General features: G+C 58.5%; 12 protein-coding genes. 5 read left to right on the top strand and 7 right to left on the bottom strand.

Annotation, left to right across the window (positions count from 1 at the left end):
- Positions 1-80: 80 nt before the first annotated feature.
- The 7 genes from DXD77_RS08165 to rnd form a co-directional block, all read right to left on the bottom strand.
- Positions 81-1,241, bottom strand: coding sequence for an MFS transporter (locus DXD77_RS08165; protein WP_117564387.1), 1,161 nt, complete (start codon positions 1,239-1,241; stop codon positions 81-83).
- 119 nt (positions 1,242-1,360) lie between these two features.
- A complete protein-coding gene (locus DXD77_RS08160; RefSeq protein WP_117564388.1) occupies positions 1,361-2,251 on the bottom strand; it encodes a LysR family transcriptional regulator in 891 nt (296 codons plus the stop codon).
- Between the two features lie 41 nt (positions 2,252-2,292).
- Positions 2,293-2,628 (bottom strand): histidine triad nucleotide-binding protein, encoded by a 336-nt coding sequence (locus DXD77_RS08155; RefSeq protein WP_117564389.1) that lies wholly within the window; start codon positions 2,626-2,628, stop codon positions 2,293-2,295.
- A gap of 49 nt (positions 2,629-2,677) precedes the next feature.
- The gene (gene xseB, locus DXD77_RS08150; RefSeq protein ID WP_006234311.1) at positions 2,678-2,944 is read right to left on the bottom strand and encodes an exodeoxyribonuclease VII small subunit; all 267 of its coding nucleotides are present in this window, start codon (positions 2,942-2,944) and stop codon (positions 2,678-2,680) included.
- A gap of 42 nt (positions 2,945-2,986) precedes the next feature.
- Positions 2,987-4,438 carry an exodeoxyribonuclease VII large subunit gene (gene xseA, locus DXD77_RS08145; RefSeq protein WP_369831501.1) on the bottom strand — a complete coding sequence of 484 codons (1,452 nt, stop codon included), beginning with the start codon at positions 4,436-4,438 and terminating at the stop codon, positions 2,987-2,989.
- Between the two features lie 115 nt (positions 4,439-4,553).
- Positions 4,554-5,258: a zinc metallopeptidase gene (locus DXD77_RS08140; RefSeq protein ID WP_117564390.1), complete on the bottom strand. Its 705-nt coding sequence runs from the start codon at positions 5,256-5,258 to the stop codon at positions 4,554-4,556.
- Positions 5,259-5,497: 239 nt separating this feature from the next.
- Positions 5,498-6,631 carry a ribonuclease D gene (rnd, locus tag DXD77_RS08135; protein WP_006234315.1) on the bottom strand — a complete coding sequence of 378 codons (1,134 nt, stop codon included), beginning with the start codon at positions 6,629-6,631 and terminating at the stop codon, positions 5,498-5,500.
- A 98-nt stretch (positions 6,632-6,729) separates the two neighbouring features.
- On the opposite strand from rnd, the gene DXD77_RS08130 reads away from it, so the two are divergent.
- The 5 genes from DXD77_RS08130 (at position 6,730) to DXD77_RS08110 (ending at position 13,672) form a co-directional block, all read left to right on the top strand.
- Positions 6,730-7,647 carry a diacylglycerol kinase family protein gene (locus DXD77_RS08130; RefSeq protein WP_117564391.1) on the top strand — a complete coding sequence of 306 codons (918 nt, stop codon included), beginning with the start codon at positions 6,730-6,732 and terminating at the stop codon, positions 7,645-7,647.
- Positions 7,648-8,055: 408 nt separating this feature from the next.
- A complete protein-coding gene (locus DXD77_RS08125) occupies positions 8,056-9,999 on the top strand; it encodes a C69 family dipeptidase (RefSeq protein WP_117564392.1) in 1,944 nt (647 codons plus the stop codon).
- Positions 10,000-10,399: 400 nt separating this feature from the next.
- Positions 10,400-10,969: a hypothetical protein gene (locus DXD77_RS08120; RefSeq protein WP_117564393.1), complete on the top strand. Its 570-nt coding sequence runs from the start codon at positions 10,400-10,402 to the stop codon at positions 10,967-10,969.
- Positions 10,970-11,181: 212 nt separating this feature from the next.
- Positions 11,182-12,933 (top strand): ABC transporter ATP-binding protein, encoded by a 1,752-nt coding sequence (locus DXD77_RS08115; RefSeq protein ID WP_117564394.1) that lies wholly within the window; start codon positions 11,182-11,184, stop codon positions 12,931-12,933.
- The gene (locus tag DXD77_RS08110) at positions 12,926-13,672 is read left to right on the top strand and encodes an energy-coupling factor transporter transmembrane protein EcfT (protein WP_117564395.1); all 747 of its coding nucleotides are present in this window, start codon (positions 12,926-12,928) and stop codon (positions 13,670-13,672) included. Before DXD77_RS08115 ends, DXD77_RS08110 begins: the two co-directional genes overlap by 8 nt.
- The last annotated feature ends 110 nt before the right edge of the window (positions 13,673-13,782 follow it).

The raw sequence follows: 13,782 nt of genomic DNA, 5'->3' as shown, positions 1-13,782 counted from the left end.
CATACGCTTCAATAATAAACCCAAACGCCCTCGCGCTCGGGTTTATTGCGTTGATATATAAGTTATCGGTGCCTAAATACTCATGTCCTCTGGCTTGTAAGACGAAATAACGCGGGGATATACACAAGGGAAGAAATCCCGAGCGCGACAAGCAATATGACTCGAATGCCCGCGATGCCGCTCAACGCAGCGTTGAACAGATAGAAAAGGATGGCACCCACCGCCACCATCTGGCTTTGAACCGAAATCAGTGAACAGCGCATCGAAGGATCGGCTGCTTTTTGAAAAATTGAGTATTTAATTGGAGCAAATAACGAGTACGCGACCGTCTGCAGCACATAGAACACGGGCAGCAAATAAACCGGAGTTAAGGGAATCAAAAACAGAGCTGTCAGGAAAAGACGCACGATGCCGCAAATACGCGCAAAGCGGCCCTTGTCGACATGAGCAATCGCACAGGGCACAATAAGTCCCATGGAGGCCGAGGCAAGGAGCTGAACCGCAATGGTCACACCCGAAGCGACGGCATTCATTCCGCGACCCGCAAGCAGCAGTGAGAAAAAGTCTTCCAGGGCGACAAAAGCAAATGCCTGAGAACAGTCCATGATGAACGCTGAACGAAGAATGCCATTACCCGCAATAGCGGCACCGATCATCTTCGGGCTAATCCCATGTTCAGGTGTCGTCGCAGTGCCCCCTCTTCGCATCTCAGGAATGCAGACAACGACAACCAACGTCAACACCATTGCGATGATATCTGCCGAAAGACCAATGAGATATGCACCGACGGACGAAATGAAACCGCCCACGCAAGCGGAGATGGCATAAGAGGCATAGAAAACAAATCGCTCAACGACATTAAGTCTTACGAGCTGGTCCTGAGAGACGCTGTCAATGAAAATCGCTTCTATGGATCCGCTCACACATGCAACGGCAAAACCTTTAAGAGCGAACGCACCGATTAAAAGCAGGGGAGAACGGACGAGAAGCAGGGCGGCGTAGTATCCAAGCATTCCTGCGACGCCAACGAGACCGCTTGTCTTTCGTCCAAACCTATCAGCAATATAGCCAGTGGGAACTTCAAGGATGAACTTGCTCACTTGGTATGCAATCATCATGCTAGAAATCGCCACCATCGAGAATCCGACGAACTCAAGGTAGACAGTTAGAAAAAACAAGATGGTGCTGAAGTTCGACAGAAAAACGAACGTCATATAAAGCAAAACCGTACGGTTTTTCATGCTCCGCCCTCCAAGAGTCAGCAATCTAAATCGGAATCTTGGAAAAGCATGAGGGCAAAGCTGTCAGCTATGTGTTACAAGGCGTCAATAATCACTTGATGCCTCGAAGCCAATTAATCTCACGAAGCAAGATGACGCAATAGGTGCAGAAAAACCGTCTGGTGTCGATCAGTCCAGGAATTTTGCCGATAGCAAAAGTAGATAGGCAAGGTTACATCACGCGAACCTTCAATGGAGCACTCGCTCACTTCCAATACATCTGATGCGAGAGAAGAGCCAGAAAAACTCAATATCAATCCCCCGGCTTGAAGAAACTCAGTCTGCGCCCTGTTTCCGTATTCAACATCACGGAAGCGAAAATTGACGAGCTGGGCTTCGGGACATTGATTGATTGCATTGAGACAGGGTGACAAATTAATGGGAACAGCGAGCCTGCCGCCCAGTAACTCGCGAATGGTCATGGCGCCCACAGATTGATGACCCGCTGGGCATGAAAGAACCTTGAGCTCCTTTTCACCCAAATATTTTGAAGAAAGGACGCTGTCCCGTGGTTCCTCGAATGAGATAGCCGCATCCGAAATGCCAAGCACAAGTGATTCAAAGCATGTAGCCGTTGGCTGATGCCACACATCAAGGTGAATCTGAGGGTGCGAGCGTTCAAACGAGTCATACCAGCTTTCGGCAAAAAGGCGCCCCCGCCCATGAAGGCAGGGGGCGTAAAGACGAAAGTGGCCATCGGGCGAAACGCCGCCGCCCCTCGATTGAACGTACTTTTTGAGATCGTCGACTTGTGCCAGGATCACGCGCGCACGACGCGCAAATTCTCTGCCCGCCGGAGACAAAACAGCCTCCCCCGCCGATCGGTCGAGCAAAACAATCTGATACTCAGATTCCAACTTTTTGATTGCCGACGAAACGGCCTGCGGACTCACATGAACGGCGCGAGCTGCTTTGCGCACGCCGCCATAGTTCGCTACCGCTTGAAGGTATTCGAGTTGAGAAAGCTGCATAGATTACTCCAAAGGCAGCCAAGTCGACGGGCCAAGCGCCCTCAGATGAGGTTCTCGCCCAGGTTTTTGCCGCCGAGGACGTGCATGTGGAAGTGCATGACAGTCTGGCCGGCGTTGACGCCCTTGTTGGAGATGACGCGGAAACCGTCCTCCAGACCCTTGGCCTTGGCGACCTCCTGGATGGCGTGAGCTATGGCGCCCATGGTCTCGGCGGGTACGTTGTCGGCGATGTCGCTGTAGTGCTTCTTAGGGATCACGAGCGTGTGGACCGGCGCCTGCGGGTTGAGGTCATCGAAGGCGATGACCTGGTCGTCCTCATAGACAACGGTCGAGGGGATCTCGTGGTTGGCAATTTTACAGAAGATGCAATCGCACATAGCTGGTTCCTTTCTTACAGACCAAGGTAATTATATTTGGTCGAGATGCTTAGAACGAAAGGTTATCATCGGTGTTGGCGGCCTCGCCGTCGGCGAGCACATCGTTGCCGTCGACGTCCTTAAGGAGCACCGAGACCTTCTGCTCGGCATCGGACAGGCGGGTGCGCAGGCTTTTGAGGAGCTCGACGCCGCGGGTGTAGCTCTCGAGCGACTCCTCAAGCTCCATATCGCCCGACTCCAGGCTGCGGATGATGAGCTCCAGCTCCTGCGAGGCCTGCTTGTACGTAAGCTGCTCGACCGGGGTCTTCTCTGCCATATCTGTTTCCTTTCCTAAGGGTCTATCACTGCGAAACGCGGTCTACTCGACCGTATCGACCGTTGCTGCCACGTTGCCGTCTGCCATGCGCACGCGAATGGCGTCGCCAGGCTTAAAGGTCTTGGCACTCGTAGCCACACCATCATCGCTGTACGCGATGGAATAGCCGCGAGCAAGCACTTTGAGCGGCGACAGGGCATCGAGCGACGCTGCCGCACGGCTCAGGTCGGACGCTGGCTTGCTGAGCATCGTGCGCCCTTGATGCTCTAGGCGGGAACTCGCAAGCGTGAGCGCATGGCGCTTACCATCGAGCCCCGAGGTGCTTGTAATCAGACGCTCGGGCAAGCGCTCAAAGTTGGAGCGGAATGTCCCGACCGAGCGTACTATGGCGCCCGACAGGCGATCGGCAGTCAGTGCAAGCTCCGATTCGCGACGCTCGACCATAAATGTGGGGTCGTTGAGGCACGGGCGACACGCAGCGGCATCGAGCGCATCACCCAAGCGAGCCGTATAGGTATCCCAGGCACGGCGACCGCGCTGATCGAGCATCTCCAGGTCGACCTGGGCCGACCCAATCATCGATGCCATCGCGGCACCCAGACGCTGATGGCGCGCCTCGAGCACATCGGCCAACTCCGTCATAGCCGGCGCCACCGATTCTGCCGCCGCCGTGGGCGTGGAGGCGCGTCGGTCGCTCACCATGTCGCAAATCGAGGTATCGGGCTCATGGCCAATGCCGGTCACCACGGGCACAGGACAAGCCGCCACCGCGCGGGCAAGCCCCTCGTCATTAAAGGTCATGAGGTCCTCAAAGGAGCCGCCGCCGCGCACCAGCAAAATACAGTCGGGCGCCGGCGTAATGGAAGCGGCGCGGCGCAAGCCATCAATGAGCTCGGCCGGCGCACCCTCGCCTTGAACCTTGGCGCCCACGCAGACAAGCTCGACGAGCGGGTTGCGACGGCGCAGCGTACGCTTGACGTCGTCGATTACCGCACCGGAAAGCGAGGTGACGACCGCCACGCGTGAGCAAAACACCGGGATGCGGCGTTTGCGGGACTCGTCCATCAGTCCCTCGCGGCGTAGCTTTTCGGCCAACTGCGCCACCTGTTGACGCAGCAGACCCTCCCCCGCCAGCGAAAACGAGCGAGCGACAAAGCTCATGCGGCCCGTGGCCTTATAGAGATTGAAGCTGCCCTTAAAGCTCACCTGCATGCCGTCACGCAGATCGAAGGTACGCTTGAGATAGGCGCCCTTCCAGATGATGCAGTCGACGGCGGCCGAGTCGTCTTTAATCTGGAAGTAGCAGTGGCCGCTTCGGGCATTGGGACCACGGAAACCCGTGACCTCGCCCAGGACACTCAGCTGCGGAATGGCATCGAGCGCACCGGCGGCGATCTCTACCGCCTGGCTCACGCTGAGCTCCTTACGCTCCTGCTCGTCCGAACCGTCGAACTCGGCGGAAACGGCATTGCCGGTTAGATTCCAGCCTGCCACGCAGCCTCCTTTCGTCATCGTGCACAAGGGCTTCGGCCCTGCGCAAATTCAAGTCCAACACATAGTACAGCGCCGCGAGGACACGAATCCCCGCGGCGCCCAGCGACCCAATTTGTTATCGGTTGGAGTTTCTGTTGTATCGAGCCATAAGATAGAGCAGCTGAATAATCGAGGTGAGCGCCGCAGCCACATAGGTAAGCGCGGCGGCCGTCAGCACCTTCTTGGCACCGTTGACCTGCTGGGAGCTCATACCCGACTGCTCAATATACGCCACGGCGCGCCGACTAGCATCAATCTCGACCGGTAGCGTAACCAGTTGGAACAGCACGCTAAACGAGAAGAAGATCAGTGCGAGGGTCGTGAGTCCCGCGATGTTCATAAACAGGCCCATGAGCAGCACGATGGTCCAAGTGTTCTGGGTAAAGTTGACGACCGGCACGAGGGCGGTGCGTACCTTCATCATGGCATAGCCGCTTTGACGCTGCGCGGCATGGCCTGCCTCGTGACAAGCGACAGCAACGCTTGCGACCGAGCCGCCCGAACGGTTGGAATCCGACAGATACAGGTTATTGTCCTGCGGGTTGTAATGGTCGGTGAGCTCACCGGCGACGCCCTTGATACCCACGGCGTTGCAACCGTTGGCGTCGAGCATGCGGCGAGCGACCGTGGCACCCGTGTCGCCGTCCGAGCGAACCTTGGACCACGTCTTGTACGTCGAATTGATATAGCTCTGCGCAGCAAGGCCAAGCACCGTGCAGACAAGAACAACCAGCAGGTACAGCGGGTCGATGCCAAAGCCATATCCATAGTAATAGGGCATGCGAATTCCTCCAAATCGAGTTACACGTTGGAGGCATTCTACCCACTCGCCCAGCAGGCAAATCAACATCGATGTTTTGGCAATGTCAGCGAAAACGGCCGAGAGCGAGCAAGGTGACGTGAAAGAGAAGCGACGCGTACTTTGGTACGCGAGCGACGATTGAACGTCAGATTGCTCGCTCTCGGCCGTTTGCAGCGTCGAGCTGTTACGCGGTTTGGTAAAACCGCGTAACTATATACCTATAACAACTCAATCTTTCCGTCCTTCACGGTGAGCCCCATATTGCCGGAAAGCAGATCGTCCAGGCGCGAACCCACAAGCTCAAAACGCCAGCCTTCGCGCAGGGGGCTTTGCTCAGGATGCTCGATGTAATCGGCCAGGTCATCGCGCGAGGCAATGACCGAGGTCGCCACCCCCGAGCGCTCGGCAACCAAGCGGATGAGCGCATACATCAGGTCCGTCACGCTCTCCAGCTCCGGCGAGATCTGACGGTGTCCGCGCACCATGAGCGGCAGGCGATCGTGCGGGCAGCTCGCGCCGCGCTTGATGGCCATGAGCGCACCGTCCACGTCGCGCTCCCCCAGCTGGTCGGTACCGCGAATGCTACGGAACTCCTCAACGCGGACGGGATTGCGCTTAACGAGCGCAAGCAGCGTGTCGTCGGACATGACCCACTTGCGCGGGATGTTACGGCGCTCGGCGCGGTCCTCGCGCCAGGCGGCGAGCTCGCGCGCGATACCCAGCTGGTGACGGCTGCACGAATTGATGCGCTTGACCTTGCGGAACGCCTCGTGGCGATCGGCGCGATAGTGCGACTCGTCAGCCAGCGGGCGCAACTCGTCGAGTACCCAGTCCACGCGGCCCAGCTCGCGCAGACGGCTCATCATCTCGGTATAGGCGACGATCAGGTACTTGACGTCATCGATCGCGTACTCAATCTGCTTATCGGTCAGCGGGCGACGCGACCAGTCGGTCAGCGACTCAGTCTTGGGCAGCGAGACGCCGCAAAACGTCTGCACGAGCGCGCCGTAGGAAATCTGCTGGCGCTCGCCTAAAAAGGCGGCGGCCACCTGCGTGTCAAAAATCGGACGCGGCAACACGCCTACGGTATGAAGCATAACTTCCATGTCCTGCGAGCAAGCATGGAACACCTTGGTCACGCTCTCGTCGGCCATGAGTTCGGCCAAGGGAGACAGGTCGTCGATCACCAGCGGATCAACCGCGACGCTCTCGGCAGGAGTGGCAATCTGGACCAGGCACAGGCGCGGATGGAACGTGCGCTCGCGCAAAAACTCGGTATCGACGGCAATCGCGTCAAACTCACGGGCGCGCTGACAAAAGTCGAGTAGAGCCTGATGTGTGGAAATGTACATATCAACCCATCGAATAAGGTTAGGCCCGAAAAACACGGGTAGGATAACGGCATTGTCTTACAACTATACTCGGTTAGTCACAGAACGGGAACGTAAGTATGCGCTGCCTTATCATCCACAACCCGGCATCGGGCCCCAGCTCAGATGAAATCTACGCATTCACGCACGCCCTCGCGCAGGGCGGCGACGAGGTCGTGATGCGTTTTATCGGCGATGGCATGGAACCCGAGGACGCCGTGGCAGACGTGCGCGAGTTTGATCGCGTGGTGATTTCGGGCGGCGACGGCACCGTCTCCAACGTGCTCGACCAGATGCGCGGATGCGGCGTCCCCACGCTCGTCTTCCCCTCCGGCACGGCCTGCCTGTTCTTCAACAACATCGGCAATGCCCCTGAGGCGGCGGCGCTTGCCAAGGCTTGCCGCGCCGGTCGCACGGTCAAAGTGGACATGGGCGAGCTCTTTTGGCTCGACGAGAACGGCAGAGAGAAGCGCCACGGCTTTATCATCATCGCCGGCTCGGGCTTCGACGCCGAGATCATGATGAAGGCCGCTCCCACCAAAAACGACATCGGCGAGATCGCCTACTTCCTCTCCGCTCTCGCCACGCCCAACCCCACGGTGGCGCGCTTTACCATTGAGCACGACGGCATTGTCGAGGAGCTCGACGGCATCTGCTGCATGGCGGGCAATACCTCGGTCATCCAAAACGACATCAACCTGTTCCCCGACTGCCGCATGAACGATGGCATGGTCGATATTGCGGTCATCGAACCCGTGCGCACCGTGCAGCTGCTGCCTACTGTGATCACCGCTGCGCTTGACCCCGCCGGCAAGGTACTCGGGCGCCCGCAGTTCAAGATCATCCAGACCAAGGAAGCCAAGATCACCTGCACCCCGTCGCTGGGCATGCAGTTCGATGGCGAGATTATCTCCAGCAATTCGGGCGTCTTTGGAGCCCGCGCGCTTCCGCAATGCCTCGACCTCATCGTCGACGAATTCTCACCGCTCGGAAAATAGGAGGACCCCATGAACGACAATCCCCTGATCGGCTTTATTGTCATCGTCTTGGCCATGCTCGTCGGTTACGCCATCAACGTGATTCACCGCCGAAAGAAGTAAATCCACATTGGTATGATATTCATCCAGTTATCGCCTCTCCCGCTGTTTATGCATTCGTCAAACAGCGGGGGATTTTCATTTCGGGCATTCCCAGCTACTTTATTCGGCTACAGTAATTACAGGGCGTCTTTATTAAAGTAAAGCTGCAAACTGAGTACGATTAACCGCTCATCGCATATTTCATCACGCTTATCGAGTAAGTTTCTTTCATAGATGAATATTGTTTCCAGTTCGTTACGCTAATGAGGTGTCTTTATTGGCTGAAGCCCTCTGGCGACAGAGGGCTTTCGCACGCTGGGAGGGAAAATGAGGAAAACTCGCCCCGTCAACGCGCTCAAGAAGCTTGGCATAGGCCTTGCATTTGGAGCTGCAACCATCATGTCCATGCCGACCTCTGCACTCGCTTGCACGCAGGTCTACATGGGCAAAAACCTTACGGCCGACGGCAACACGTACTACGGCCGTTCCGAGGACTATGGCCCGCGCTATCTTAAGCACTTTGGCATTGAGCCCTCTCACGGCCCGGGACATACGTACAGCTCGGACGAGTCTTCGTTCATGTACACCTCGACCAAGACCACGTATCGCTACACCTATGTACGCGACCATCCCTCCCAGTGGGACAACCGCTGGGATGCCTACTCTGAAGCAGGCATCAACGAGAAGGGCGTATCCTGCTCCGCCACGCTAAGCACCAGTATGAATGCAGATGCCGAGACAGCAGACCCCCTGACTAAAACCGGCATCGGCGAGTACAACTACGCCAGCGTCATCCTGGGCGAGAGCGCCACGGCCCGCGAGGGCGTCGAGCTCCTCGGCAGCCTGATTGACGAGCAGGGCGTCTGCTCCAACGACCAGATCATCATCGCCGACAACAACGAGACCTGGCTATTTGCCGCGCTTTCCGGTCACCAGTGGATCGGCATGAAGCTCGCCGACGACGTCGCCTCGATCAACCCCAACATCGGCAACCTCAACTACGATGTCGACCTCAACGACCCCGAGAACTGCCTGCACTCCGAGGGCATCGAGTCCATGCCTAAGGAGAAGGGCTTTGCCGAGTACACCGACGGCAAGTTCGACGTCGCCGCAACCTATGGCGAGACCATTCAGAATTCCGGTATGCACCAGTGGACCCGCTACGTCCAGGGCCGTAACTACTTTGGCAACGAGCTCCAGGAGGGCACCGACTACGAGATCGTCAAGGACGAGCGCGAAGAGGCTCGCGCCACGACCGGCGCCTTGGTCCACGAGATGCAGCCGCTGTTCTTCCAGCCCGGAAAGAAAGACTGGACTACCTTTGAGATGATTCGCTCTCTCGGTAACCGTGGCGAGAATACCCCGGGCCTTAACGCCAACACTGACGGTGCCTACGCCATCGGCACCGAGCGCAACACCGAGATTCACGTCTTCCAGGTTCGCAACGGTCTTGATCCCCAGGTTGCAACAATCCAGTGGGAAATGCTCTCCCGCGCCGCGTACTCCGTCGCCATCCCCTTCTACTCCGCGCTGATTACCGAGGTTAGCCCGTATTTCAGCGACCAGACCGTCTCCTTCGACCACTGCAAAGAGACGGACATCGTGAACAACGAGGAGCCCGAGAACTCCATCAACTACGTCCTCATGGACATCAGCTCCCTCTGCTTTGAGAATCCCGATACCCTTGGTATCAGCGTCCGCTCCTACCTCGATGCACTCCAGAACGAGCTCATCGAACAGAACAAGGAAGTCGACGCCGCCATGCTGGCCGAGACGACCACCGAGGGCCGCACCGCTCTGGCCAACAAGGCCGGCAAGGCTGCCACCGAGAACACCTACGTCAAGTGCAAGGCCCTGCTCCAGGAGATGCGCGCCTATCAGAAGGCCGGAAACTTTGACGAGCCCTTCACCCCGAGCGACCTGAACACCGAGACCAACGGCCTCAAGGTGTCCATCACTTACGCCAAGGATGCTCTTGCCACCGATCCGGTCACCCCGGATCAGCCCGGCACCCCCGAGCAGCCCGGCACCCCCGAGCAGCCCGGCACCCCCGAGCAGCCCGCTAAGCCCGAGCAGCCCACCACCAAGCCTGAGAAGCCTGGCAAGTCGGACACCACAACCACAGTAACCACCAACAAAACGAACACCAAGGGCGGCCTGCCCACCACCGGTGATCGTTTTGATGGCCGCATGGTGGCTGCATTCGCCATCGCTGGCGTTGCCGTCATCTCCGCCGGTGGTTACTTCCTCTACCGTCGCAACAAGGAGTAACGTCCTAGCTGAGCGGGCAAGGCAGCAATGGCAGCCTCGCCCGCTTAGCCCGCTCTTTTGACCGGCGGGAAACCCGCCTGAAATCTTTTTAAAAAAGATTTCCCCGCACACACTTCGCTGTGCTATAGTGCAGCGCAACAGCAACTAGGTGCGACCGCGCCACGGCATCACGAAAGGAGCCACCAACATGAAGAACACGATGAACTCTCTCAACAACTGGTGGTGGCGTGATGCGAATACGATCGGTCGACAGTGAGTCCCTCACGCCTGTTTTTTAGCTCTAGGTGATTGGAAGGCCTCCGGTTTCGACCGGGGGCCTTTTTCTATCTCGAGCCCGATCGCATTCGCATCACGCGCCTCCGCTTTTCTCTTGCACTCCCATTCCGAAAGGATTTTCACCATGTCTCAGAACACCACCGCCCAGCCCCGCACCGTCCAGACCGCCGACCGCGGTAAGCTCGATATCCGTGCCCTTGTCCTGCTCGCCATCCTCCTTGCCGCCGGCTTCATTCTCAACTTCACCGTCGGCAAGGCCATCTCGGGCATCTCGGGCGGCATGATTAGCCCCGAGTTCATCATCTCGGCCTTCTGCCTCACCATCCTGGTCGTTCGCCCCAACATTGGTCAGGCGCTCGTCATCGGCCTTATCTCGGCCGCCGTGATCCAGATCACCACCACCTCGCCGTTTGTCGATTTTGCCGCCGAGGGCATCGCCGCCATGCTCATGGCCCTCATCGTCAACGCCGCCGCCAAGGGAGGCCAGGTTAAGCCTGCCGTCGCCATCGTCGCAACGTTCGTGACCACCTTTGTCTCGGGCGTCATCTTCATGGTCATCAAGATGGCCATGCTCGGCGTGGTGAGCGAGCTCGCCGCAGCCATGTTGCCCGTCGTCGCCATGACCGCCGTGTTTAACGCCATTCTGGTCGGCGCCCTCTACCTGCCCATCCAGAAGGCCCTTAGGCTCAACTAACCCGCTCGGCTTTACGAGCCACCCCATCTTGGCGTTCATTCGTCGCTCGCGTACCCAAGTACGCTTCGCTCCTCTTTCGCGCCAACCTGGGGCCCCTCGTAAAGCCGTCTCCGTGCTCCACCATCAAAGACTGTCCCAGACAACTAGCTCTTGGGGACGTTCTTAAACGACTAGTCATGTAAGAACGTCCCCGATGACTCTGAAAGGTATCCATGGAAACGATCATCAACGTCGACGATGTCTCGTTCTCCTATGGCACGCAGACCGAGCAGGTGCTTAAGCATATCTCGCTCGGCGTGAACAGGGGAGATTTTATTGGCATTATCGGTCCTTCGGGCGCCGGCAAATCTACACTTGCCGCCTGTCTGTCGGGAGCCGTACCCCACCATTACACCGGCACGTTCTTTGGCTCCGTCACTGTCGACGGCAACGACACCTGTGAAGTTACGCTCACCGATGTGTCGCAGATCGTCGGCAGCGTGCTGCAGGACATCGACACGCAAATGGTCGCCTCGGTCGTCGAGGACGAGATGCTTTTTGGCCTGGAGAACTTTGGCGTTCCCCACGACCAGATCGAGCAACGTGTGAGCGAGACGCTCGAGACCGTCGGCATCAGCGACCTGCGCGACCGCGAGATCGCCACGCTTTCGGGCGGCCAAAAGCAAAAGGTTGCCATCGCCGCCATCCTCGCCATGCGTCCGCGCGTGCTCGTGCTCGACGAACCCACCGCGGCGCTCGACCCCGCCAGCTCCACGCTGATCTTCGAGACCCTGCGTGAGGCCAACCGCGCACTCGGCATCACCATCGTCGTCGTTGAGCAAAAAGTCGCCCTGCTTTCGGAGTATTGCAACCGCGTACTCGTGCTCAATCATGGCGAAATCGCGCTACAGGGCGAGCCGCACGAGGTCTTCGCACACGCCGATGAGCTCCGCGCCATCGGCGTCGATTGCCCGCGTGTCACGCGCATTTTCAACAGCCTCGAGGTCGATGGCCTGGCCAGCGGCACTCCCTGTTTGGATGTTGATGAGGCCGAGCGCCTGATTACGGGCATCGTCGACCCCGCACACGCAAGCAGTGACATTCAGGCACCCGCCGGCTCACCGCACGCACCGTCGTTGCGCCCGCACGCCAAGGACGCCGAGCCCGTGCTCACCTTCGATCACGTTGAGTTTGCCTATCCCAATGGCGGCGCCGCCGTCCACGACCTCAACCTGACCCTCTATCCCGGCGAGCTCGTGGGCATCGTCGGCCAAAACGGCGCCGGCAAGACCACGCTCACCAAGCTGCTCACAGGCCTGCTTAAGCCCGCCTCGGGCAGCGTGCGTGTCACGGGACTGGATACCGCAGCCGCTCCCACGAGCCGCATCGCCCGCGAAGTCGCAACCCTCTTCCAAAACCCCGACCGCCAGATCTGCAAGGACACTGTGCTCGACGAGGTCGCCTTTGGCCTGGAGCTTGCCGGCATCGACCGTGCCGAGGCGCTGCGTCGCGCCCAGCTCGTCATCGACCGCTTTGGCTTGCCGGCCGACGAGGCGCCCTTCTCGCTCTCGCGCGGTCAGCGCCAGATGGTGGCACTCGCCGCCGTCGTGGTCGTAGAGCCCAAAATCGTGGTGCTCGACGAGCCCACGAGCGGCCTTGACTACCGTGAGTGCATGACCGTCATGGAAACCGTGCGCACCATGGCCGAGCGCGGCTGCGCCGTCATCATGGTCTGCCACGACATGGAAGTCGTATCCGACTTTGCCGAGCGCATCGTGGTGATGGCCGACGGCCGCATCCTCGAGCGCGGCCGCACGCACGAGCTGTTCTCGAACATCGAGCTCATGCAGCAAGCCTACGTTGAGCCACCCCAGGTCATAGAGCTTTCTCGTCGTCTGGCATCCTCCGTCTCTCCTGCCTTTGCACAGGTGAGCGAGGTCACCGATATCGTTCGCATTACCGAGGAGATGGTCCACCGTGGTTAACGTCATCGACTATATGCCGGGCGATACACTGCTGCACCGCTTGAACCCGGTCGTCAAACTGGGCCTTGCCGCCGCCATCATCATCGGCATCTTCCTGTCCGATACCTACGTGGCGCTGTTGGGCTTTTTGGCGCTCACCCTTGCACTGGGCGCCTACGCCGGCGTCGTCGACCGTCTGCTCTCACTACTCAAGCTGCTGATTCCGCTCGCGCTTATCATGCTGGTGCTTCAGCTGGCCTTTATGCGCGACGGCAACGTGGTGTGGGGCTTTATCACCGACACGGGCCTCATTACCGGATCGAAGGCCTGCCTACGCCTGTTGGGCGTGGCGCTGCCACTCATCCTCATGCTTATGGTGACCAAGCTCAACGACCTCGCCAACGCCTGCGTCGAGGTGCTGCACGTGCCATATCGCTATGCCTTCACCTTTACCACGGCACTGCGCTTTGTGCCGGTATTTGGCCAGGAAATGAACGCCATCATGGAGGCGCAGACTGCACGCGGCGTCGAATACGACACTAAGAATCCCGTCAAGAAACTCAAACTCATGCTGCCGCTGTGCGTGCCACTGCTTATTTCGAGTGTGGGCAAGACCGATGCCACCGCACTTGCTGCCGAGCAGCGCGGCTTCTACCTGCGCACGCGTGCGAGTTCGTATAAGCGCTACCCCATCAAAAGCCTGGATATCGCCGTACTTATCGTCAGCATCGCCCTTATCGCCATCGGCTTCCTGTTCTAACAATCGCTGGCAGCAACCGGCAAACGCAAAAGGCCCCGGCTCGCACCAAACGAGCCGAGGCCTTTACTGTTTTCCCAGATAAAACCTGCCAAAATAAACCTGTCCCTTTT

The organism is Collinsella sp. TM09-10AT (assembly GCF_003436275.1).
Taxonomy (GTDB): domain Bacteria; phylum Actinomycetota; class Coriobacteriia; order Coriobacteriales; family Coriobacteriaceae; genus Collinsella.
This window is presented reverse-complemented; position numbering and strand designations above follow the sequence as displayed.